Consider the following 20,482-nt stretch of genomic DNA (forward strand, 5'->3'; position numbering starts at 1 on the left):
CTTGGTCTCGGGGTCGGGGCCCATGAGGATGAGCTGCTCGATGCCCCGGGTCCTCATGGCCTCGACGAGGTGCTGGGCCATCTCCTTGAAGAAGCGCTCGGTCCACTCGCCCATGCGCTCGTTGAAGTTGTCCTTGCCGCTGCCGCCGACGGCGCGGCCCACGTGCCCCACCGCCCCCGGCCCGGCGCTGCGGCCCCCGGCGGCCGTGGCGTCCTCCCCCAGCTCGCGCCACTCGTTGGTGGCGACGGCGCGGAAGGCGCCCTCGAGCTCTTCGATCTTGCCCATGTGCACCTCGAAGAGCCGCCACTTCTCCTGATCGACGAGCACCACCGCGTAGCGCTCGTACTCGTCGAGGGCGTACATCAAGGGCGTGAGGTAGGGCTCGCCCCAGCGGGCCTCGACCCCGCCCGGCAGGGGCAGTTCGGTCTGCAGGTCGTAGGCCTCGAGCCAGTCCTCCCCGGCGAACACCGCCCGCAGGCGGCCCTCGGGCAGGCGCTCCATGGCGCCCAGGGCCTGATCGAGCACCTTGCCCGGCACCTCGAGCGCCCGGGCCGCCTCCTTGGCGCGAATCAGGTAGGCCTTGCCGGAGTTGCCGGGGTTGGCCGGGTTGATGTCAACGTACAGCGAGAGCACGGGGGCAGGATGCGCGGCGATGGCTTCCTGAATGCGGCGGATGTTCTCTTGACTCAGCATTCCGACCTCCTCGCCTTCGCACCCTAACAACCGCAGTTGAACCCCGGCTGAGCCAGCCTCCTGGCCCAGGGACGTCCGGCGCCGTCCAGGAGCGGCCCCGCTCTCGGCCCCTCGCGCCTCGAGGATTTTCCGATTTTCGCATATGACTGAAAAGCCCCGAAAACTTGCCCTCCTGGAGGGCGAGTGCTAAAGTTCGCCCCAAGATCGACAACTCAGCGTCGCGCATCCATCGTGCTGCGGTCTAAGGAGGGTTCTCGGATGGATAAAAGCAAGGCAGCAGCGTATTGGCGGGCCAACCTCAGCCTCATCGTCAGCCTCCTGGCGATCTGGGCGCTGGTCTCGTACGTCTTCGGGATCCTGTTGGCCCCGGCCCTCAACGGCATCCGGCTCGGGGGTCTGCCGCTGGGCTTCTGGTTCGCCCAGCAGGGCTCGATCTACGTCTTCGTGATCCTGATCTTCGTCTACGCCGCGCGGATGCAGCGGGTGGACGAGGAGTTCGACGTCCACGAATGAGGGGTGGGGCATGTCGGTCGAGACCTGGACCTACATCATCGTCGGCATCACCTTCGCCGTGTACATCTACATCGGCTACTGGGCGCGGGTGCGCGACACGCAGGGCTTCTACGTGGCCGGGCGCGGCGTGCACCCCATCGCCAACGGCGCCGCCACCGCGGCCGACTGGATGTCGGCGGCCAGCTTCATCTCCATGGCCGGCCTGATCTCCACGCTGGGCTACGACGGCGCGGTCTACCTGATGGGCTGGACCGGAGGCTACGTGCTGCTGGCGCTGCTGCTAGCGCCTTACCTGCGCAAGTTCGGCAAGTACACCGTCCCCGACTTCGTGGGCGACCGCTACTACTCCCAGACCGCCCGGCTCATCGCGGCCGTCGCCGCCATCTTCATCTCCTTCGTGTACGTGGCCGGCCAGGTGCGGGGCGTGGGCATCGTGTTCAGCCGCTTCGTGGGGGTGGACATCGCCACCGGCGTGATCATCGGGGTGGCGGTGGTGGGCTTCTTCGCCATCATCGGCGGGATGAAGGGCGTGACCTACACCCAGGTGGCGCAGTACGCGGTGCTGATCATCGCCTACTTGATCCCGGCCGTCGCCATCTCGAGCGTGCTCACCGGCAACCCCCTCCCGCAGGCGGGCTTCACCTTCAGCGACCTGATGCCCAAGCTCAACCAGATCCACCAGGACCTGGGCTTCGCCGCCTACACCGCCAGCACCCGGCCCATGATCGACGTCTTCTGCATCACCATGGCGCTGATGGTGGGCACCGCCGGGCTGCCGCACATCATCGTGCGCTTCTACACCGTGCCCAACGTGCGCGACGCCCGCGTTTCGGCGGGCTGGGCGCTGCTGTTCATCGCGCTGCTCTACACCACCGCCCCCGCGCTGGCCTCCTTCGCCCGCTACAACCTGATCCAGACCTTGAACGGCAAGAGCCTCGAGGAGGTCCGGGCCATCCCCTGGGTCGCCAAGTGGGAGAAGACCCGCCTGTTGCAGTTCACCGACAAGGACGGCGACGGCCGCATCACCTTCGCGCCGGGGCGGGCCTTCAACCTCAAGAGCGGTCGCCCCGACTTCACCAGCCCCAACCCCGCCAGCCGCAACGAGGTCTACTTCGACAACGACATCATCGTGCTCTCCACCCCCGAGGTGGCGGGGCTGGCCCCCTGGATCATCGCGCTGGTGGCGGCGGGCGGCCTGGCGGCGGCGATGTCCACGGCCTCGGGGCTGCTGCTGGTGGTGAGCAGTTCGGTGGCCCACGACATCTACTACCGCCTCGTCAACCCCGGCGCCACGGAGGCCCAGCGGCTGCTGGTGGGGCGCGTCATGATCGGCGTGGCGGTGGTGATCGCGGCCTACTTCGGGGTCAACCCGCCGGGCTTCGTGGCGCAGGTGGTGGCCTTCGCCTTCGGCCTGGCGGCGAGTTCTTTCTTCCCCATCATCGTGCTGGGCATCTTCGACAAGCGCATGAACAGCCAGGGCGCCGTGGCCGGGATGCTGACGGGGCTGATCTTCACCACCGTCATGATCCTGCTGATGAAGTCGGACGTGCTCTTCGGGCAGCCGGCCCCGGCCCTGCCCAACTGGTTCGGCATCAGCGCCGAGGGCATCGGCACGGTGGGGATGGTGCTCAACTTCGTCGTGGCCTGGGCCGTCTCCCGCGCCACCGCGGCCCCGCCGGAGGACGTGCAGCACATGGTGGAGGACCTGCGCATCCCCCGCGGCGCCGGCGCGGCGACCGCCCACGACTAGAGGCCCTCGGGCCGGTCCCCCCTGGGCCCAGGGGGGACCTCCCGTCGGAGGAGAATGGCGACTTATCCTAAAGCCATGCAACCGGTCAAAACCGCCGCCCTCGGCCTCCCCCACCTGCTGCGGCGGGTGGTGGGGGTCTACCTGGGGGTGGGGCTGTTCTACCTGCTGGGCAGCCCGGTCCTCGGCTTCGCGGTGCCCACCCCCCTCCAGATGCTCCACCTGCTGCTGGCCGTGCTGCTGGGCAGCGGGCTGGGGGTGGCCTTCGCCTGGTTCTGGCCGCTGCCCCCGGCCCGCGGCTGGGAGCGGGTGGTGCGCACGCTGCTGCTGTCCATCCCGGCGCTGGGGCTGGGGATGGCGCTGCAGCTCGTGCTGCAGGGGCCGGCGGCCGAGCAGGCGCTCTTCCTGGTCTTCGCGCTGGCCGCGTGGCTGGCCTCGAGCTTCGTCGTGCGCCTGCCGGCGGAGGGGAAGAAGCCCAAAGCCTGAGCAGGGGTGCGCTTGAACCCGCTCGAGTTCGTCCGGCAGACCCCGCCCTTCGATACCCTCCCCCAGGAGGCGCTCGCGGCGGTGGAGCGCGGCCTGGAGATCCAGTTCTTCCCCAAGGGGACGCGGGTCCTCGCGCGCGACGGCCCGCCCAGCGATCACCTCTACCTCATCCGCAAAGGCTCGGTGCGCCTGCTGCGCGAGGGGCGCGAGGTGCTGGCGCTGGAGGAGGGCGACTGCTTCGGCTACCCCTCGCTGCTCTCCAAGGACGCCCCGGCCTTCGACGTCGTGGCCGAGGAGGACCTGCTCGTCTACGGCTGGGGTGCCAAGGTCTTCGCCGCCCTGACGGCCTACCCGGCCTTCGCCCAGTTCTTCAACCAGGGGCTGGCCGAGCGGCTGCGGCTGGCCTCGCAGGGCGTGGCGCCCGCCCTGAACCCCGTCAACCTGGACCTGAGCCTGCCGGTGGGGGAAATCCTCCAGCGCGGCCCGGTGTTCGTGGACTCGGGGGCCACCGTGCAGCAGGCCGCGCGGCTGATGCGCGAGAACGGCATCAGCTCGGTGCTGGTGACCGACTCCCTCGCCCACGCCCGCACCCTGGGCATCCTCACCGACCGCGACCTGCGCAACCGGGTGCTGGCCGAGGGCCTGGGGCCCGACACCCCCGTCACCCAGGTGATGAGCACCCCGGTCAAGACCCTCCCCGCCAGCGTGCCCCTCTTCGAGGCGCTGTCGTTCATGGTGCGCCAGGGCATCCACCACCTGCCGCTGGAGGACGGGGGCAAGGTGGTTGGCGTGGTGACCGACACCGTCTTCCTGCGGCAGCAGGCCCGCAGCCCGCTCTACCTGCTGCGCCGCCTCGAGCGCACCCGCGACCCCGCCGACCTGCGCGGCTACCGCGAGGAGCTCACCGGGGTGGCCGAGGCCCTGCTGGCCGGCGGGCTGGGCGCGCGCGAGATCGGGCGCAGCGTCAGCAGCCTCAACGACCAGCTCGTGCGGGTGCTGCTCGAGCTCGCCGAGGCCGAGCTGGGCCCGCCCCCCACCCCCTACGCCTGGGTCGTCTTCGGCAGCGAGGGCCGCATGGAGCAGGCGCTCCTCACCGACCAGGACAACGCCCTGGCCTACCGAGACGACCTCCCCGAAGCCCGGCCCTACTTCGCCCGGCTGGCCGAGTTCGTGGTGCAGGGGCTGCTGCAGGCGGGCTTCCCCCCCTGCCCCGGGGGCTACATGGCGACCCGCTGGCACAAGCCCCTGGCCGAGTGGGAGGCGCTTTTCCGCCGCTGGGTCGAACAGCCCAACCCCCCCGAACTCCTCGAGGCCCAGATCTTCTTCGACTTCCGCCCGGTCCACGGCGGCCTCTCGCTGCAGGGCCTCGAGCAGCTCGTCGCCCGCAGCGGGGAGAACGGCCTGTTCCTGGCCCACCTCGCCCGCGCCGCCCTCCAGTTCCGCCCGCCGCTGGGCCTCTTCCGCCGCATCCGCGAGGAGGAAGGGGGCGTGGACCTCAAGAAGGGCGGCATCGCCCCGGTGGTGAGCTTGGCCCGGGTGTACGCCCTCGAGGCCCGCAGCACCGCGAGGGGCACGCTCGAGCGGCTCGAGGCCGCCGCCCGCGCGGGCAAGCTGAGCGCGGAGGGCGCCGAGACGCTGTCGGAGGCCTTCAACTTCCTCGCGCGCCTGCGCCTGCGCGAACAGCTCGGCGCCCTGCGGCGCGGGGAAACCCCCGGCCACAAGGTCCCCCTCGAGGCCCTCTCCGCGCTCGAGCGCCGCCACCTCAAGGAGGCCTTCGTGGAGATCCGGGAGATGCAAGAAGCCCTCAGCCAGCGCTTCCAGACCGACCGCCTGGGGTAGGGAGTGCTGAGCTCGACCGCCTGGGACACCCCGACCTACTGGGCGCTCGACCTCGAGACCAGCGGCCTCTCCCCCGCCGACCAGATCCTCTCGGTGGGCATGGTGCCCGTCCGCCAGGGGGTCATCCGCTACGGCGAGCGCTTCTACAGCCTGGTGCGGCCCCAGGCGGGCCTGCCGCTCTCGCAGGAGGGCATCCGGGCCCACCACATCGTCCCCGCCGAGCTCGAGGCCGCCCCTCCCCTGCCCGAGGTGCTCGAGGCCCTCCACCCCCGCCTGGGCGAGGGCGTCCTGCTGCTGCACCACGCCCCGCTGGACCTGGGCTTCCTCCGGCGGGCCTACCGCCGGCTCGGCCGCCCGTGGCCCCGGCCGCGGGTGCTGGACACCGCGGGCCTCATCGCCCGGCTCCAGCACCGCCAGCGGCAGCTTGAGCCCCACGCCCGCCCGCTCCCCGCGGGCCTGGCCGAGGCCCGCGCCCACTTCGGCCTGCCGCCGCACCTCGAGCACCACGCCCTCTACGACGCGCTCGCCACGGCCGAGCTGTTCCTGCTGCTGCGGGCGCGGCTGGGCGCGAAGACCCTGCGGCACCTGCTCTGAGCCCCGGCAGGGCACGCCCGGCCCTTGAGCTTCGGTTAACTCATGAGTTCAAGCTTCATGAAGTGGTTGTAATTACCTCTCAGCATCCCCGCGCCGCGCTACCCTAGACTTACCGTGCAGATGGCACAGAACGCTCGAGGGTGGTTGTGGTGGCTGGTGGCTCTTGTCGTGCTCTTCGGGTCTGCCCAGGCGCAGGCGCGCAAGATCTACGTGGTGCAACGGGGGGATACGCTCTGGGGGATCGCTAAACGGCACAAGATCGGCCAGGCGCAGCTCAAGCGCTGGAACAGCCTCAAGAGCAACGTGATCTTCAAGGGTCAGAAGCTGTGGGTCGCCACGCCGCCCCCCAGCTTCGCCGTGCGGCTCATCAACGGGCCGGTGCTGGGCGTGCCCGTCACGGCGGTGCAGGTCAACCTGGCCCACCCGCAGGTGCGCGTGAGGGCGCTGCTGCCGCAGGGCGGGCTGGGGCGCTCGGGGGCCCCGTTGCTCGCCCTGGCCAACCAGCCCCGGCTGGTGGCGGCCATCAACGGCGGCTACTTCCACCCCCGCACCTTCTCGCTCGCCGGCGACCTGGTGGTAGCCGGGCAGCAGCTCTCGCGGGGCCGCATCCCCACGGCCCTCTCCATCACCTCCGACAACCGCGCGCGCATCCACAACCGCCTCGAGCCCTGGCGCGGCTACGAGACCGTCATCGCCAGCGGCCCCTACGTGCTGCGCGACGGCCGCGTGGTGGTGTGGCCGCGCTCGGAGGGCTACAGCGACCCGGCCATCTGGGGCCGGGCCCGCCGCAGCGTGGTGGGGCTGGTCAACGAGCGCTTCCTGATCTTCGTCAGCACCCGCCAGGCCCTCACCCTCTCCGAGACCGCCAAGGTCATGGCCCGGCTGGGCGCTAAGGAAGCCCTGCTGCTCGACGGGGGCTCGAGCACCGGCCTCGTCTGGCAGCAGCGCCTGCTGGTCTCGCCTTCCCGCAAGCTGGCCTTCGGCATCGGGATCTTCCTGCTGCCCAAGCCCCAACCCGCCGTCAACCGCAGCTAAGCCTCAGGGGTCCCCTTGCCCTCCCCGCGCTCGAGGTCGTCGGGGTTGAGCTCCTCGCTCTCGCGGCGCTCGAGCTCTTCCGGCGCGCCCTGGCTGCCCTCACTCTCCTTGGCCTGGTCGGGCCCGGCTTCCGGTTTGCGGGTGCCTGTGGACGGGGGACGGTCGGCGCGTTCGTGTTCCATAAGCTGGCCTCCGCGTCCCATCTTCGGCCAGACCCGGCGTCAGGGGGACACCCGAAGGGGGTAAGGATTTCCTCCCTCCAAAGCGCAACCTTTTACGCGAAAGAGATGAGAAAAGCCTTTCCCATCGTTAAAGCCTCTGGTGATATATGACCCAAACCCGTCCCCCAAGTCCGCTAACATCATGCCAACCGGATCGGACCCGCCCTCCTTGCACCCTCATTGCCCCAGCCGGTTCAAGGGAGCAGCCATGCACGAACTCAAGTCACGAATGGAAGACCTGGAGCAACTCGCGGCCCTGGCCCTAGCCCACCCCCGGGCGACTCCCCGCATCCGCCGCCTGATCAACGAGGCCCTGCGGGACTTCCGGGGGATGGTGCTGTTCGCGATGCACTTCGAGAACCCGAAGTGGATCGCCGAGGCCACGGAGACCATCGAGGAGCCCATCCGGCACATCGAGCGCTTCTTCCTCAAGTTCGCCGTCAAGGCCTGAGGTAAAGCCCGGCCCCTACGTGGCGCCCTAGGGGTTAGGAACCACCGCCAAAGCAGACCGCCTAAGGCGGTCTGCTTTTCGCTTGCCCCCGCTCTTCAGCGGTAGCGCACGAAAGTCAGGAAGAGCTCGCCCCCCGCCCGGGTCACGCCGAAGGCCAGGAACCCGAACTTCTCGTGCTTATAGTGGCGCACCGTCGCCACCACGCCCCCCGCCCGCACGACGTGCTCGGAGAAGCGGCTCCAGCGGGCGGCCTCGAGGGCCTGCAGCACGATCTCGCCCCCTTTGGGGTTGCTCGAGCGGTACGACTCGTCGGAGTAGGCGTTGCGCCCGTTGCCCTTGACCCACAGCTTGATCTGCGAAAGGATCTGCCCCTCGGTTCGCCCGCACTCCCGCACCAGCCAAGCGGGCTTGCTCATCATCACCACGCCGTTGAAGATGCCCTCGGTCTTCTGCGAGAGGCAGGGGCTCGACTCGGCCAAGACCGGCGACACCATCAGCGACACCACCGCGACCAGCCAACCAAGGGTGGCTTTCATGGACCCTTTATAAGCCCTCGAACGCGGGCAGGTGGAGGCCCTGGCAGGCTGCCCCGCCGACTTTGAAGGTTGGGTTAAGCGTTCGCGGCCATGTGACCCCAAGTAACGGCGGTTTTCGAACGTCCGGCTTTCAAGGACAGCCCTGGCGGCTGTTCTTTGCTCAGCAAGACCCCGGCGCGTGAGCGATTAAAACGATCAGGGCAGCCTTGGCTGCCCTCCTCTCTTGGTGGCTGTGGGCGGACTTGAACCGCCGACCTAACGATTATGAGTCGTTCGCTCTAACCAGCTGAGCTACACAGCCGAGCTTTGTGTGCCTAGCGCACAACGTAAAGAGTTTAGCGTGTGGGGCGGAAGTGGTCAAGCCGGGGCGAAAGGCGAAGGCGCAGGGGGGTGCCCTGCGCCTCGCGTGCTGGTTGCGGGGATAGGATTTGAACCTATGACCTTCGGGTTATGAGCCCGACGAGCTACCAGACTGCTCCACCCCGCGCCGGTCTGCGGGCCGGAGGGCTTGGCCTCCGAAGCCGCAAACTCCAATATAGCCGCAAAGGGGCAAAGCGTCAAGGCAGACCCGGTTCGCTCAGTCGGGCTCGTTCTCGTCGTCCCAGAGCTTGCGCATCTCGGGGCTTTTCTCGAGCAGTTCGGCCAGCGTTCCCTGGGCCTCGACGCGGCCCTCCTTCAGCACCACGATGTGGGTCGCGCGGCGCAGGGCCACCCGGCGGTGGCTCACCACCAGGCAGGTCGCCTCGCGGTCGTGGAAGAGGCCCTCCCAGAGCTGGCGCTCGGTGGCGACGTCGAGGGCCGAGGAGAGGTCGTCGAAGATGAGGAGGTCGGCGGCGCGGGTGAACATGCGGGCAGCGCTGGCGCGCTGCACCTGGCCGCCCGAGAGCTTGACGCCGCGGTTGCCCACCAGGGTGTCGAGGCCGTTCTCGAGCGCGTTGACGTCGGGGCGCATCACCGCCAGGTCCACGGAGCGCTCGAGCTCGTGCGCCTTGTCCTCCCCCAGCAGCACGTTGTCGCGCAGGGTCTCGCTGAAGAGGCGGGGCACCTGGGCGGTGTAGCTCGAGTGCGGCGGGATGAAGAAGCTGGCGGGGTCCTCCACCGGCTCGCCGTTCCACAAGATCTCGCCCGAGTCCTTGGGCAAGAGCCCCTGGAGCACGCGCAGCAGGGTGGTCTTCCCCGCCCCGATGCGGCCGGTGATCACCACGAAGTCGCCCCGCTCGAGCGCGAAGCTCACGCCCTCGATGCCGTTGCCGGAGCTGGGGTAGCGGAAGCTGAGGTCTCGCACCTCCAGGCGCTGCAGCGGGCGGTAGCCGGGCGCCACCGTGCTCAGGGGGGGCAGGGGGCCCTCGAGGGGCAGCGGCTTGGGCTCGACGGCGGCCCCGGGCGGCGCGTCCACGAGCAGGTGCTCCATGCGGTCGGTGGCGACCTTGGTGCGGCGGTGTTGGGCCATCATGTCGCCCACGAAGGTCAGCACGTTGGTCACGCGCGGCAGGAGCTGGATGAACAGCGCCAGGTCGCCCACGGTGAAGGTCCCGGCCTTGAGCTTGGCCGCCGCCATCACCAGCACCACCCCCACCCCGACGTTGACCAGGTTGGTGTTGACGCTCTTGATCATCTCGGTGAGCAGCACGTCGGCCAGCGCCCGCTTGCGGCGCTCGTGGCCCAGCGCGGCGAAGTGCGCGGTCATGCTGGCCTCCTGCCCCGCCACCTTGACCGCCTGCACCGCGCCGAAGGACTCCCCGATGAAGTCGGTGACCCGCGCCGTGGCCTCGCGCATGCGGCGGCGGTAGGTGCGGATGGTGGGCGAGAGCCGCCGCATGAGCAGCGTCATGGCGAACATGGGCGTGCAGACCACCGCCGCGATGGCGGGGTCGACGGCGAACAGCAGCACGATCCCCGAGAGGCCGTAGAGCACGAAGCCCCCGGCGTCGACGTAGTTCTCCACGTAGCGCACCACGTCGTCAACGTCGTCGCGGAAGCGGCTCACCGCCTCGGAGGGCGACTCGGGCAGCACCCTCGAGCCCCGCGCCGTGAGCAGGTACTCGATGAGGTTGTGCCGCAGGAAGGAGCCCAGGTAGTGGTAGTAGCTGGCCCACGCCCGGATGGCGAAGACGAAGGACACCTGCCGCGACCCGTAGGCCACGGCCAGGACGGCCAGCAGCGTCCAGGGGTTCCAGCCCGCCTCGACGCCGCCCGACAGCGCGTCGAAGATCCACTTGATGAGCAGGCCGTTGGCGATGGGGATCATGTGGAACAGGCCCCACAGGGCGAAGTTCCACAGGAACTGCCCCCGCCGCCAGGCGATCAGGCGGAAGAGGTACTGCCAGGTGGTGAGGGGTTGGGCGGTCATGGTTCACCCCGGTAAGTGCGACCCGTACGGCTGCCCAGGGCGAAGACCCTGATGGGCGTCTCTCCCGGCATGCGCGCGGCGTAGGGCGTTTGGCGTTGGGCGTTCGGCATCCTCATACCCCCAACCGCTCCATCTGCTCGTCCAGCCCGGCCTCGCTGCTCAGGCGCAGCATGGCGTGGTAGCGCGAGCCGGGGTCGGCGGCGAGCTCGGCGCGGTCGCCGAACTCGAGGATCTCCCCCTGCGAGAGCACCATGATCTTGTCCACGCGCTCGACGGTCTCGAGGCGGTGGGCGATGATGATGCCGGTGCGCCCCTCGAGCAGCCGGTCGATGGCGCGGGTCAGCAGGCGCTCGGTGGCGGGGTCGAGGCGGCTGGAGGGCTCGTCGAGGATGACCAGGCCGGGGTCCTTGAGGAAGACCCGGGCGAAGGCCAGCAGTTGCGACTCCCCGGCCGAGAGCCCCGCCCCGCCCGAGCGCAGCACGGTGTCGAGGCCGTTGGGCAGGCCCTCGAGCCACTCCCCCAGCCCCAGATCGCCCAGGACGCGCCGGATGGCGCCGTCGGGCACGGCGGGGTCGAAGAAGGTGAGGTTGTCGCGCACGGTGCCGTGGAAGAGCTGCACGTCCTGCGTCACCAGCCCCACCCGCTGGCGCAGCTCGTCGAGCCGGGTGTCGCGCAGGTCGATGCCGTCGAGCAGGACCTGGCCCTCGGTGGCGTCGTAGAGCCGGAAGAGCAGGCGGATGAGGGTGGTCTTGCCGCTGCCGGTGCGGCCCAGGAGGCCCAGGGTCTGGCCGGGCTCGAGGCGGAAGCTCAGGCCCTTGAGCACGTTCTGGTCCTCGTAGGCGAAGCGCACGCCGCGGAACTCCACCGCGTGGGCGCGGCGCTGGGGCAGGCTACGGCTGCCGTCACGCACCTGGGGCGCGGTCTGGAGCATCTCGCTCACCCGCCGCATCCCGGCGGCGGCCCGCTGGAACTCCTGCAACTGCTGGGTGATCTGCTCGACGGGGGCCTCGAGCATGAGGACGTAGTTGAAGAACAGGTAGACCGTGCCCAGGCTGATGCTGCCGTCGAGGTAGAGCCCGATGCCCATGCCCAGCGCCAGCAGATTACCCAGCGAGAACAGCGAGCCGAAGAGCAGCCAGAAGGTGCCGCGCATCCACCAGGCGTGGGTGCCCCGGGCGTAGAGCTCGCGCTGGACCTCGAGGAAGCGGCGCAGGGTGTAGCGCCCGGCCCCGTTGGCCCGGATGTCGTCGAGCCCCGCCAGCCGCTCCTCGACGAAGCCGAAGACCTGGGCGCTGGCCTCGCGCTCGGCCCGCGTCGCGGGCACCGCCACCTCACGGCGGGCGAAGAGGACGTAGGTGACGGCGAGGGTGAAGACGCTCAGCACCAGCCCCACCCGCCAGTCCTCCAGCCACAGCACCACCAGGATGCCGCCCATCAGGAGCACCGCGCCCGTGACCTGCACCAGAAACTGCGAGAAGAAGTTGGCGATGCTGGTCACGTCGCCGTCGATGCGCTCGATGAGCTCGCCGGGGGTGCGCTCCTTGTGGTAGGCCAGGTCCAGGCGCAGGGTATGGCCGAAGAGGTCGGCGCGGAGCTGGTTGGTGCTGCTCCAGCCCACGTCGGCGGAGAGGTAGGTCGAGAGCGCGGCGAGCAACTGGCGCCCCACCGCCAGCACCAGGTAGACGATGGCGATGCCCACGAGCACCTCGAGCGTCCCCCCCGCCGTGGCCTGGTCGATGAACTGCCGCACGAGCTGGGGGGTGTAAAGCTGCAGCCCCGAGGCCGCGAACAGGCTCAGGGCCAGCACCAGCACCTTGCCCCGGTAAGGCGCAAGGTAGTGCCCCAGGAAGCGGAGGTAGAGGTTGCCTTCTCGAGGCCTGCCGGCCGACAACCGCTGCGATACGGGCTCCATGAAACCTCGCGTGATAAGCCGGCCGAACGCACAGCCCGGCTCCAGCCCGGCCGCGTCCAACTCGGTCCCCGTTCGCGGGGATGACGATGATCCTGGCTTCCGGTCGCCTAAACCGACTCACAGCACCCGAACGGCTCTGCTGCGCCCGCCCCAAGCGAGCAGGTAGCCCTCCGGCCTAATGCACTACAGCCTTATGAATATAGCGTAACGCACGCTGTTCCGTCAATCCCGGACAGCTTTCAGCGTTCAGCCCTCAGCCATCAGCTAGTGTCCCGTGGTTCGCCCCTCCTCTTCCCTCCCGAGGGCGGGGAGGGAAATATCCCCCCAGCCCCCCTTGCTAAGGGGGGTGAAGAAAGGGCGTCTTGCGTTTTGCGTACGACGTACGACGTAAGACGTGCGTTTCGCGTTTGGCGTATTGCGTCTTGCGTTTGGCGTTTCGCGTACGACGTACGACCATCGGCTATCGGCGTTCGACCCTCAGCACGACCCGACCCGCTCAACCCCGCCCACCGTCCCGCCGCAACCCCGCAATGAACTCGAGCGCCTCCTCGGCCGGGGCAATGCGGGCCTCGCGCCCCACGAACCAAGCCTCGAGGCCCGCCCGGTCGAGCTTCTCCAAGTCGCCGGGCCGTCCCAGCAGGATCTTGTGGTCGCAGTCGCCGACCCAGACCATGCCCAGCACCTCGCCCTCGAGCCACTCCCCCGCCGCCACCGGGGCCGGGTCGCACCAGATCGCGTCGAGCTCGACCCGGTCGGCGGGGTTGAAGTAGCCGGGGATGCAGCCGTAGTTGACCGGGGGGAGTTCCCAGGCCTCGGGCCAGGGCCGGCGGGGCACCAGCGCCCCTTCCTTCCAGTCGTAGCGTTCGCGGGTGCCGATGGTCCACTCGACCACCATCCGGAGCTTCATATCTGCAACAGCATACGGGCCACGCTCAGGTAGATCAGCAGGCCGGTGAGGTCGCTCAGCGTGGCGATGAGGGGGTTGGAGATGAGCGCGGGGTCGAGCCCGAGCTTCTTGATGCCGATGGGCAGCAGCGCCCCCACGATGTTGGTCACGGTCATGAGGGTGGCGAGCGAGAGCGCCAGCACCGGCAGGATCTCGGCGTGCCCGTCGGCCACCACCTTCACCGCCAGCACCGCCGCCAGGGTGAGGCCCAGCAGCAGCCCCACGCCCAGCTCCTTGAAGAGGATGCGCCACCAGTCGCGGCCCCGCACGTCGCCCGTGGCGAGCGCGCGCACGATGAGCGTGGAGGACTGGTTGCCGGTGTTGCCCCCGGCCCCCAGCAGGATGGTGAGGTAGAAGGTGAGGGCCGTGACCGCGCTCAGCGTGGCCTCGAAGCCCTCGAGGATGGTGCTGGAGAACATCCCGCCCACGATCAGCACCACCAGCCAGCGCACCCGCGCGCTCCACAGCTCCCACACCGTCGAGCGGCTGTAGACGAGCTCGGGCGCCTCCACCGCGCCCAGGCGGTAGATGTCCTCGGTGGCCTCCTCCTCGATGACGTCCACCACGTCGTCGATGGTGATGATCCCCGAGAGCACCCCGTTCTCGTCCACCACCGGCAGGGCCTGGAAGTTGTAGTCGGCCATCATGCGGGCGACGACTTCCTGGTCGGTGTCGGTGCGCACGTACTTGACGTCGGGGTTCATGATCTCGCGCACGCGGGTCTTGGGGTCGGCCACGATCAGGTCGCGCAGGCTCACCACGCCCTCCAGCCGCTCCGCCGCGTCAACGACGTAGAGGTAGTACACCTGCTCGGCGTCGGGGGCGGCGCGGCGCAAAAAGCGCAGCACCTCCTCCACGCTCATCGAGTCGCGCAGGGCGATGTACTCGGAGGTCATCAGGCCGCCGGCCTCGTCCTCCTCGTACTCCGAGAGCTCCTCGACCTCGGCGCGGGTCTCGGGGTCGAGCTGGGCCTTGATCTCCTCGGCGAGCTCGGGGTCTTCCTCCTCGACCGCCTGCAGGGTGTCGGTGAGGTCGTCGAGGTAGAGCTCGCCCAGCAGTTCCTTCACCCGCCAGCGCGGGAGGGCCTCGAGCAGCGCGGTCTGCTCGTCCTCCTCGAGGTGGCTGAAGACCTCGGCCGCCTCGCTCGCGGGCAGCAGCGTGAGGATGACCAGGTGGTGCTCGGGGGCGAACTCGCCCCAGTTGTCGATGATCTGCGGGGCGTCGAGCTCCTGCAAAGCCGCCTTCACCGCCACCGCATCGCTCTCGGCGAGGGCGTTCTGGAGAGCCTGGATCGCTTCAAGGCGCTCGGTATCGTACATTTGCCACCTCCTTCTGTGCCCGTGTCGCGCGCGAACGCGGCAGCGCGGCCTTGGAAGGAAGCAGCCGTGAAGTACGGGATTGTCGAGGGGTTAGCGGCGGCTCAAAAGCACAGAGCGCACCGGGCTAAACCTTCGACTGTCGCTGTAATCTTCCACGGTGCCTCCTGAGACCTCCGGGCCTCCGACCCTGTGCCGGCGGTCCCGAAGGGGCTTAGAGCCTCCGATAGGGTAGCACCGGAGGCGGGCAGAGGCAACCGTTTTTGAGCGGCGGGCTCAGCGGCCCAGCATCACCAGCTGCAGTTGTTCGGCCCGCTTGGTCTCGCCGTCGCGGACGCGCCGGGCGAGCTCGAGCACCGCCCGGTTCTTCGAGCGTTGCAGCGCGATCTGCGAGAGGTTGACGCTGGTGGCGAGGTTGGTGGAGATCACGTTGGCGAAGGTGTCGCGCACGCCGGGCTTGCCGAGGTCGAGGCTGAGCTGGTCGAGGTCGGCGTCCATCTCGATCTGCATGATCTCCTTGGTCACGGGCTTATCCCCGCCGAGGTTCTTCAGCAGGCGGTTGATCTCCTCGAGCCGCGCCTTGCGGTCGGCCATCATCCCCTCGACCCAGCGCTTCATGGCGGGGTCTTTGGCGTACGGGAGGTACTCCTCCCCCAGCTTGTGCATGGAGGCGTAGTGCGGCACCAGCATCGAGAGGTAGACCCGGTCGAAGCTCGGGTCGCTGGCCTCGCGCATGGCGAGCCAGATCTGCGAGTTGGTGAAGCCGCAGCCGAGTGCGGTGCCCAAGGCGAGGGCCAGGGTGAGGAGCGGGGCCAGGAGGCGCATAGCGTTCTAGGGGTATTGTAGCTCTGTCCGGCGCTGATAGCCGAACGCTAGGCGCGGGTCGTACGTGCTGCGTCGTACGTCGTACGTCGTACGCAAGACGCAAAACGCAAGACGCCAAACGCGAAACGCAGGATGCCTTGTCCCCCCCTTAGCAAGGGGGGCCAGGGGGGATAAACCCTCCCCGCCGGCGGGGAGGGGTGAGCCACGAGCCACAGGCCCCCTATCCCCCGATCCCCCTGCCCTTGCCGGCTTCAAACTTGATATTGACACGCTCAAGCTCGTGCTGCTACCCTAGCGGGCGGCCTCGAGAAAGAGGCCTTTTGATCGCAAAAAAGGCTTGAGTGATTTTTTGAGGTCTGGGGGAGCCGAAAAGCATGTTTGAGACGCTAAGCCGCCGCATCCGCGACGCAGTGGACAAGCTGCGCGGGCGGGGTCGTATCAGCGAGGCCGACCTCAAGGCCACCCTGCGCGAGATCCGCATGAGCCTCCTCGAGGCCGACGTGAACTTCGAGGTGGCTAAGGATTTCGTCGCCAAGATCCAGGAGAAGGCCCTCGGGCAGCAGGTGCTCGAGAGCCTCACCCCCGCCGAGCAGATCCTCACCGTCGTCTACGAGGAGCTCACGGAGGTGCTGGGGGGCGAGGCCAAGCAGCCGCTGCTGAAGAACGAGGGCAACGTGTGGTTTCTGGTGGGCCTGCAGGGCGCGGGCAAGACCACCCACGCGGCCAAGCTGGCCCAGTTCTACAAGGGCAAGGGGCGCCGCCCGCTGCTCGTGGCCGCCGACACCCAGCGCCCCGCCGCGCGCGACCAGCTCAAGATCCTGGCCGAGAAGGTGGGGGTGCCGGTGCTCGAGGTCGCCGACGGCGAACGCCCCGAGACCACCGCCCAGCGCCTGCGCCAGCACCTCACCTTCGACTACCGCGACCTGGTGATCGTGGACACGGCGGGCCGCCTGCAGATCGACGAGAACCTGATGAACGAGCTCGCCCGCCTGAAGGCGGCGGTGGGCCCCAGCGAGACGCTGCTGGTCGTGGACAGCATGACCGGCCAGGAGGCGCTGGGCGTCTCCAAGACCTTCGACGAGCGCATCGGGGTGACGGGCCTGATCCTCACCAAGCTCGACGGCGACGCGCGCGGCGGGGCGGCGCTCTCGGCAAGGCACGTCACGCAGAAGCCCATCTACTTCGCGGGCGTCTCGGAGAAGCTCGACGGCCTCGAGCCCTTCTACCCCGACCGCCTGGCCCAGCGCATCCTGGGCATGGGCGACCTCCAGACCCTGCTGGAGAAGGCCCGCGCGGCCGAGATCGAAGGCCCCGTCAAGGCCCCCGGCGAGATCACGCTCGAGGACGTCATCACCCAGATGCGCCAGATCCGCAAGATGGGCAGCTTCGGCGACATCCTCAAGATGATCCCCGGCATGTCGCGGATGCTGCCCGCGGGCTTCCAGGTCGACGACAAGGCGCTCAACCGCCTCGAGGCCATCGTGCTCTCGATGACCCCGCGCGAGCGCCGCGACCCCAAGATCCTCAACGCCTCCCGCCGCAAGCGCATCGCCGCCGGCTCGGGCACCAGCGTTCAGGAAGTCAACCGCCTCATCAAGACCTTCGACGACATGAAGGCCATGATGAAGACCATGCACAAGACCAAGGGCCGGGGCCTGTTCCGGCGCTAGCTTGACCCAGGAGATACGCCTTTAAGGCAGTGAATATCTCAGTTCTGAAGGAGTGACGCGATGACCAAGATCCGCCTTTCCCGTTTCGGCTCGAAGAAGAACCCCCACTACCGCATCATCGTGACCGACAGCCGCAACAAGCGCGACGGCGCCTACCTCGAGCGCGTGGGCTACTACGACCCCCGCAAGACCACCCCCGACTGGCTCAAGGTTGACGGCGAACGCGCGAAGTACTGGCTCGGCGTGGGCGCCCAGCCCACCGAGACCGTGCGCAAGCTGTTCAAGCAGGCCGGGGTGCTGTAAGCACGTCGGTCAGCCGGTAGCCGGTAGCCGATGGCCTGAGATGGCTATTAGCTATCGGCTATTTGCTATAAGCTTTTTCCCATGAAGGATCTCGTGGAATACCTCGCCAAGGCCGTGGTGGATCAGCCCCAGGCGGTGCGCGTCGAGGAGCGGCGCGGGCGCGAGGGGCCGGTGTACTACGTCGAGACCGCCCCCGCCGACAAGGGCCGCCTGATCGGGCGGCAGGGGCGGGTCATCGAGAGCGTCCGCACCATCGTGCGCTCTTACGCCAAGGGGCGTGTTTCGGTCGAGGTGCGTTAGAGGCCGGCCATGAAGCGCGTGCAAGTCGGGCGGCTCGGCTCGGCCTACGGGCTGGGCGGGGCCGTCAAGTTCCGCGGCGAACCCCTGGTGGCCGGCCTCGAGCGCGTCTACATCGAGGGGATCGGCTACCGGGCCGTCGAGGAGGCGTACTACCTGGGCGAGGAATTGGTGCTCGAGCTCGCCGGGGTCGGCACGGTGGAAGCCGCGCGCGCCCTGGCCGGGCGGGCCGTGCTGGCCGACCCCGAGGAGTTGCCCGAGCTCGAGGAGGGGCAGTTCTACTACTTCCAGCTCATCGGCCTGCCGGTGCTCGTCAACGGCGAGCCCGTCGGCGAGGTGGTGGACGTGGACGACGCCGGGGCCCAGGACGTGCTGGTGGTGCAGGCGGGCACCAAGCGCCACCTGATCCCCCTGCAAGCCCCCTACGTCAAGGCCAGCGCGAGCCGGATCGAGGTCGAGCCGATCCCCGGGTTGCTCGACTAGCGGGAACAGCCGGCCGGGCAGTAGGGGCACCCGCGCGGGGTGCCCCTACCCAACGCTGGCTTTCCGCTCACGGCTGACCGCTCACACCAGGTTCGGGTGGATGGCCTCCCGATGGGAGGCTATCCACCCCGGCCGAAGGGAGTGCCCTGGGCTTCACGAAGATTTACCCCTGACGGATTTGAAGAGTATCTTTGTGAAGCCGGCATCACACCAGTTGCAGCCGCCCCCGCGCCGCCGCCACCGCGATCTCGCGCCCGAGCGACTGGTGGAGGCTCTGGTAGGTCTGCTCCCACTCCTCGTCGCTCATGTCCTGCGGTTGCAGGAAGTGGACCAAGCGCACGTAGGGGTGGGTGCCCGCGGCCAGGGACTGCACGGTGGGGGTGACGGCGGGGTTCTGGGTGATGCTGCGCACCAGGTCGAGCACGTCCATCTGGAGCTGGGTGAGGGTGGGCATCTCCTCGTGGCCGTGGTGGACGATGGCGCTCACCCGCTCGAGGATGCCCAGCGCCACCTCGCAGGTCGCGGCCTCCTCCAGCCGCTGCCGGTAGGCCTCGAGGGCCTCGAGGGCTTTGGGGAGGTTCTTCTCGAGGTCGTCGTGCCCCAGCAATTGCCGCACCTTGTCCCACCAGGCCTCGAAGCTGCTGGCGTTCTGGCGCAGCCTCTCGAGGACGGCGACGTCCGGGGGCTTGCCCTGGGCGAGCTGGTCGGCGAGTTCGCGCTGGACCCGGCCCATCTCGGCCATGTCGCGCTGCAGCCGCAGGCCTTCGTCCTTGAGGATGACCGCTTCCCGGAGTTGATCGCGTTGCTTGGTGAGGGTGCTCTGCATCTTGCTCTAGAGCTTAGGCCCTCCGCGCAGCGGGCCGTGGCAATTTGACCGTTACCGTCGTTACTTCAGCGCCCGGTGAAGGGACCGGGGCTTCAGCGCACCGCCAGCTCCTCGACCCACACCAGCTCGCAGGCGCCGTTGCCGGTGTCGTCGCGGGTGAGGGAGGAGTTCCAGAAGAAGCCGCCGGGGCCGCTGACGTTGACCAAGTAGCCCTGCAGGCGCACGATGTTGCCGCTCTTGAGCCGCTTCAGGCGCTGCTCGAGCTCGGGCGTGGCGGGGATCATGTGCATGTTGGCGCTGCTGACCACGATCTCCTGCAGGGGGATGGGCGGGTCGGGGGTGTACCAGAAGTAGAAGCGGTTGCCCTGGCTTATGGAGACCTTCTCCAGCACCCGGCTGTCGGACATGCGGCCCCAGCCCAGCGCGAGGTCAACGGGGGCGAGCCTGGCGCCGGGGTCGGTGCCGTAGAGGCGCTTGCCCAGGACGCGGGCCTCGAGGGCGAAGCGGGCCACGGGCTGCAGGCGGTAGCCCTCGTGCTCGAAGGCTGCGGGAAGGTTCTGGGCGCTCTGGAACGGCGCCAGCGGGCACAGCACGCCGGGGGGCCGGGCGATGGGCTGGGCCGCCGCGTCGCGGAAGTAGACGAACACGGCGAGGCAGAGCAGGAACAGCAGGCCGATGAGGCGCATCGTAGGGCAGTGTATTCGCAGTGTAAGGTTTTGGGGAGCTTTCCGGGGTTCAGCGCTGGACCCAGTTCACGAAGGCGTTGACCACGTCGTTCTCGCCCAGCAGTTGGGGGTCCTGCACGGCGGCACGCACGAAGGCCTCGAGCACCCTCCGCTCGGCCTTGCGCAGCAACTCGGCGACGCTCTGGCCCGCGTAAGGCCCGGCCCGCAGCGGCTGCGCGAGGCGGGCGTTGACGGCGGCCATGGGCGCGGCGGCCTTGAACTCGGCCTCGAGCTTCTCCAGCAGCAGCCCATCGCCCTCCGGGCCCAGCAGCTCGGCGGTCTCGAGCAGCGGCATCCCGCCGAGGCCGCGCGGCTCCAGGCCCAGCACGTAGAGCTGGCGGGCCAGGCTGGGGGGCAATACCTCCAGGGCCTGGCGGGCCACGGCCTCGCCGTAGCGCACCTCGAGCGTGTAGCGGCCCTGGGCGGGCAGCCGGACCCCGGGGGCGAGTTCCTCGAGCTCGCTGGTCATGGCCCCGAAGGCCACCTTCTTGCTGCCCTGGCCCAGCGCCTTGCCCTGCGCGTCGAGCAGCCGCACCGAGAGGGGCTGCTGGCTCAGGTAGGGGCTGCCCGAGAGCCGCACCCGGGGAAAGACCACCTCCCCGGCGCGGAAGGGCCGGGCGTCGGGGCCGTCGGGGCGCAGCAGGAGCGCCTCGAGCCGCACCTCGAGCCGGCCCTCCTGCGCCAACGCCCGGCGGGCGGCGCCGGCCAGGGGGT

General features: G+C 69.2%; 21 protein-coding genes, 2 tRNA genes and 1 pseudogene. 11 read left to right on the top strand and 13 right to left on the bottom strand.

Annotated features, from left to right (window positions below; translation table 11 throughout):
* Positions 1-693, bottom strand: a 693-nt coding sequence (locus Mterra_RS08125) for a VLRF1 family aeRF1-type release factor (RefSeq protein WP_147372607.1), incomplete at its 3' end; no start/stop codon positions are given.
* Between the two features lie 258 nt (positions 694-951).
* Here Mterra_RS08125 and Mterra_RS08130 point away from each other — a divergent pair.
* The 6 genes from Mterra_RS08130 to Mterra_RS08155 all read left to right on the top strand — a co-directional run bounded on the left by Mterra_RS08130 (position 952) and on the right by Mterra_RS08155 (position 6,907).
* Positions 952-1,206: a DUF4212 domain-containing protein gene (locus tag Mterra_RS08130; RefSeq protein ID WP_027894307.1), complete on the top strand. Its 255-nt coding sequence runs from the start codon at positions 952-954 to the stop codon at positions 1,204-1,206.
* Between the two features lie 10 nt (positions 1,207-1,216).
* Positions 1,217-2,956 (top strand): sodium:solute symporter family protein, encoded by a 1,740-nt coding sequence (locus Mterra_RS08135; RefSeq protein WP_119314740.1) that lies wholly within the window; start codon positions 1,217-1,219, stop codon positions 2,954-2,956.
* A 75-nt stretch (positions 2,957-3,031) separates the two neighbouring features.
* Positions 3,032-3,439 carry a hypothetical protein gene (locus tag Mterra_RS08140; RefSeq protein ID WP_119314741.1) on the top strand — a complete coding sequence of 136 codons (408 nt, stop codon included), beginning with the start codon at positions 3,032-3,034 and terminating at the stop codon, positions 3,437-3,439.
* A gap of 12 nt (positions 3,440-3,451) precedes the next feature.
* A complete protein-coding gene (locus Mterra_RS08145) occupies positions 3,452-5,278 on the top strand; it encodes a putative nucleotidyltransferase substrate binding domain-containing protein (RefSeq protein ID WP_119314759.1) in 1,827 nt (608 codons plus the stop codon).
* A gap of 3 nt (positions 5,279-5,281) precedes the next feature.
* Positions 5,282-5,872, top strand: coding sequence for a 3'-5' exonuclease (locus Mterra_RS08150; protein ID WP_119314742.1), 591 nt, complete (start codon positions 5,282-5,284; stop codon positions 5,870-5,872).
* 120 nt (positions 5,873-5,992) lie between these two features.
* Positions 5,993-6,907 (top strand): phosphodiester glycosidase family protein, encoded by a 915-nt coding sequence (locus Mterra_RS08155; protein WP_245971569.1) that lies wholly within the window; start codon positions 5,993-5,995, stop codon positions 6,905-6,907.
* On the opposite strand, the gene Mterra_RS08160 is transcribed toward Mterra_RS08155, so the two are convergent.
* Positions 6,904-7,089 carry a hypothetical protein gene (locus tag Mterra_RS08160; RefSeq protein WP_119314744.1) on the bottom strand — a complete coding sequence of 62 codons (186 nt, stop codon included), beginning with the start codon at positions 7,087-7,089 and terminating at the stop codon, positions 6,904-6,906. The genes Mterra_RS08155 and Mterra_RS08160 overlap by 4 nt on opposite strands.
* Before the next feature lie 247 nt (positions 7,090-7,336).
* Here Mterra_RS08160 and Mterra_RS08165 point away from each other — a divergent pair, with 247 nt between their 5' ends.
* Entirely contained in the window at positions 7,337-7,579 is a 243-nt protein-coding gene (locus Mterra_RS08165; protein ID WP_147372608.1) for a hypothetical protein, read from the top strand.
* A 95-nt stretch (positions 7,580-7,674) separates the two neighbouring features.
* Here Mterra_RS08165 and Mterra_RS08170 read toward each other — a convergent pair whose 3' ends face one another.
* The 8 genes from Mterra_RS08170 to Mterra_RS08205 all read right to left on the bottom strand — a co-directional run bounded on the left by Mterra_RS08170 (position 7,675) and on the right by Mterra_RS08205 (position 15,464).
* The gene (locus Mterra_RS08170) at positions 7,675-8,115 is read right to left on the bottom strand and encodes a hypothetical protein (protein ID WP_119314746.1); all 441 of its coding nucleotides are present in this window, start codon (positions 8,113-8,115) and stop codon (positions 7,675-7,677) included.
* A gap of 224 nt (positions 8,116-8,339) precedes the next feature.
* Positions 8,340-8,416, bottom strand: a tRNA-Met gene (locus Mterra_RS08175).
* Between the two features lie 109 nt (positions 8,417-8,525).
* Positions 8,526-8,602, bottom strand: a tRNA-Met gene (locus Mterra_RS08180).
* A gap of 90 nt (positions 8,603-8,692) precedes the next feature.
* Entirely contained in the window at positions 8,693-10,465 is a 1,773-nt protein-coding gene (locus Mterra_RS08185; RefSeq protein ID WP_119314747.1) for an ABC transporter ATP-binding protein, read from the bottom strand.
* 112 nt (positions 10,466-10,577) lie between these two features.
* Positions 10,578-12,377, bottom strand: coding sequence for an ABC transporter ATP-binding protein (locus tag Mterra_RS08190; RefSeq protein ID WP_119314748.1), 1,800 nt, complete (start codon positions 12,375-12,377; stop codon positions 10,578-10,580).
* A gap of 496 nt (positions 12,378-12,873) precedes the next feature.
* Positions 12,874-13,284 carry a hypothetical protein gene (locus tag Mterra_RS08195; protein WP_119314749.1) on the bottom strand — a complete coding sequence of 137 codons (411 nt, stop codon included), beginning with the start codon at positions 13,282-13,284 and terminating at the stop codon, positions 12,874-12,876.
* On the bottom strand, positions 13,281-14,642 hold the full coding sequence (mgtE, locus tag Mterra_RS08200; RefSeq protein WP_119314750.1) for a magnesium transporter: 1,362 nt from the start codon (positions 14,640-14,642) through the stop codon (positions 13,281-13,283). Before mgtE ends, Mterra_RS08195 begins: the two co-directional genes overlap by 4 nt.
* A 273-nt stretch (positions 14,643-14,915) precedes the next feature.
* Positions 14,916-15,464, bottom strand: a complete 549-nt coding sequence (locus Mterra_RS08205; RefSeq protein WP_119314751.1) for a DUF305 domain-containing protein — start codon at positions 15,462-15,464, stop codon at positions 14,916-14,918.
* A 374-nt stretch (positions 15,465-15,838) separates the two neighbouring features.
* Here Mterra_RS08205 and ffh point away from each other — a divergent pair, with 374 nt between their 5' ends.
* From ffh to rimM, 4 genes are all read left to right on the top strand, one after another.
* The gene (gene ffh, locus Mterra_RS08210; protein ID WP_119314752.1) at positions 15,839-17,134 is read left to right on the top strand and encodes a signal recognition particle protein; all 1,296 of its coding nucleotides are present in this window, start codon (positions 15,839-15,841) and stop codon (positions 17,132-17,134) included.
* Between the two features lie 60 nt (positions 17,135-17,194).
* The gene (gene rpsP, locus Mterra_RS08215; protein WP_119314753.1) at positions 17,195-17,437 is read left to right on the top strand and encodes a 30S ribosomal protein S16; all 243 of its coding nucleotides are present in this window, start codon (positions 17,195-17,197) and stop codon (positions 17,435-17,437) included.
* A gap of 81 nt (positions 17,438-17,518) precedes the next feature.
* Positions 17,519-17,737, top strand: coding sequence for a KH domain-containing protein (locus Mterra_RS08220; RefSeq protein WP_119314754.1), 219 nt, complete (start codon positions 17,519-17,521; stop codon positions 17,735-17,737).
* A gap of 9 nt (positions 17,738-17,746) precedes the next feature.
* The gene (gene rimM, locus Mterra_RS08225; RefSeq protein WP_119314755.1) at positions 17,747-18,217 is read left to right on the top strand and encodes a ribosome maturation factor RimM; all 471 of its coding nucleotides are present in this window, start codon (positions 17,747-17,749) and stop codon (positions 18,215-18,217) included.
* A gap of 205 nt (positions 18,218-18,422) precedes the next feature.
* On the opposite strand, the gene Mterra_RS08230 is transcribed toward rimM, so the two are convergent.
* The 3 genes and pseudogenes from Mterra_RS08230 to Mterra_RS22250 form a co-directional block, all read right to left on the bottom strand.
* Positions 18,423-19,043, bottom strand: coding sequence for a hypothetical protein (locus Mterra_RS08230; protein ID WP_119314756.1), 621 nt, complete (start codon positions 19,041-19,043; stop codon positions 18,423-18,425).
* A gap of 92 nt (positions 19,044-19,135) precedes the next feature.
* Entirely contained in the window at positions 19,136-19,729 is a 594-nt protein-coding gene (locus Mterra_RS08235) for a hypothetical protein (protein WP_119314757.1), read from the bottom strand.
* 49 nt (positions 19,730-19,778) lie between these two features.
* Positions 19,779-20,482, bottom strand: a pseudogene (locus Mterra_RS22250) (hypothetical protein); the annotation flags it as partial.

Origin of the sequence: Calidithermus terrae, from assembly GCF_003574345.1 — a bacterium.
Lineage (GTDB): Bacteria > Deinococcota > Deinococci > Deinococcales > Thermaceae > Calidithermus > Calidithermus chliarophilus.

Coding starts and splice junctions, on each gene's coding strand:
- Mterra_RS08130 (WP_027894307.1), top strand. CDS start 952: ATGGATAAAAGCAAGGCAGCAGCGTATTGGCGGGCCAACCTCAGCCTC.
- Mterra_RS08135 (WP_119314740.1), top strand. CDS start 1,217: ATGTCGGTCGAGACCTGGACCTACATCATCGTCGGCATCACCTTCGCC.
- Mterra_RS08140 (WP_119314741.1), top strand. CDS start 3,032: ATGCAACCGGTCAAAACCGCCGCCCTCGGCCTCCCCCACCTGCTGCGG.
- Mterra_RS08155 (WP_245971569.1), top strand. CDS start 5,993: ATGGCACAGAACGCTCGAGGGTGGTTGTGGTGGCTGGTGGCTCTTGTC.
- Mterra_RS08160 (WP_119314744.1), bottom strand. CDS start 7,089: ATGGAACACGAACGCGCCGACCGTCCCCCGTCCACAGGCACCCGCAAA.
- Mterra_RS08165 (WP_147372608.1), top strand. CDS start 7,337: ATGCACGAACTCAAGTCACGAATGGAAGACCTGGAGCAACTCGCGGCC.
- Mterra_RS08170 (WP_119314746.1), bottom strand. CDS start 8,115: ATGAAAGCCACCCTTGGTTGGCTGGTCGCGGTGGTGTCGCTGATGGTG.
- Mterra_RS08185 (WP_119314747.1), bottom strand. CDS start 10,465: ATGACCGCCCAACCCCTCACCACCTGGCAGTACCTCTTCCGCCTGATC.
- Mterra_RS08190 (WP_119314748.1), bottom strand. CDS start 12,377: ATGGAGCCCGTATCGCAGCGGTTGTCGGCCGGCAGGCCTCGAGAAGGC.
- Mterra_RS08195 (WP_119314749.1), bottom strand. CDS start 13,284: ATGAAGCTCCGGATGGTGGTCGAGTGGACCATCGGCACCCGCGAACGC.
- mgtE (WP_119314750.1), bottom strand. CDS start 14,642: ATGTACGATACCGAGCGCCTTGAAGCGATCCAGGCTCTCCAGAACGCC.
- Mterra_RS08205 (WP_119314751.1), bottom strand. CDS start 15,464: ATGCGCCTCCTGGCCCCGCTCCTCACCCTGGCCCTCGCCTTGGGCACC.
- ffh (WP_119314752.1), top strand. CDS start 15,839: ATGTTTGAGACGCTAAGCCGCCGCATCCGCGACGCAGTGGACAAGCTG.
- rpsP (WP_119314753.1), top strand. CDS start 17,195: ATGACCAAGATCCGCCTTTCCCGTTTCGGCTCGAAGAAGAACCCCCAC.
- Mterra_RS08220 (WP_119314754.1), top strand. CDS start 17,519: ATGAAGGATCTCGTGGAATACCTCGCCAAGGCCGTGGTGGATCAGCCC.
- rimM (WP_119314755.1), top strand. CDS start 17,747: ATGAAGCGCGTGCAAGTCGGGCGGCTCGGCTCGGCCTACGGGCTGGGC.
- Mterra_RS08230 (WP_119314756.1), bottom strand. CDS start 19,043: ATGCAGAGCACCCTCACCAAGCAACGCGATCAACTCCGGGAAGCGGTC.
- Mterra_RS08235 (WP_119314757.1), bottom strand. CDS start 19,729: ATGCGCCTCATCGGCCTGCTGTTCCTGCTCTGCCTCGCCGTGTTCGTC.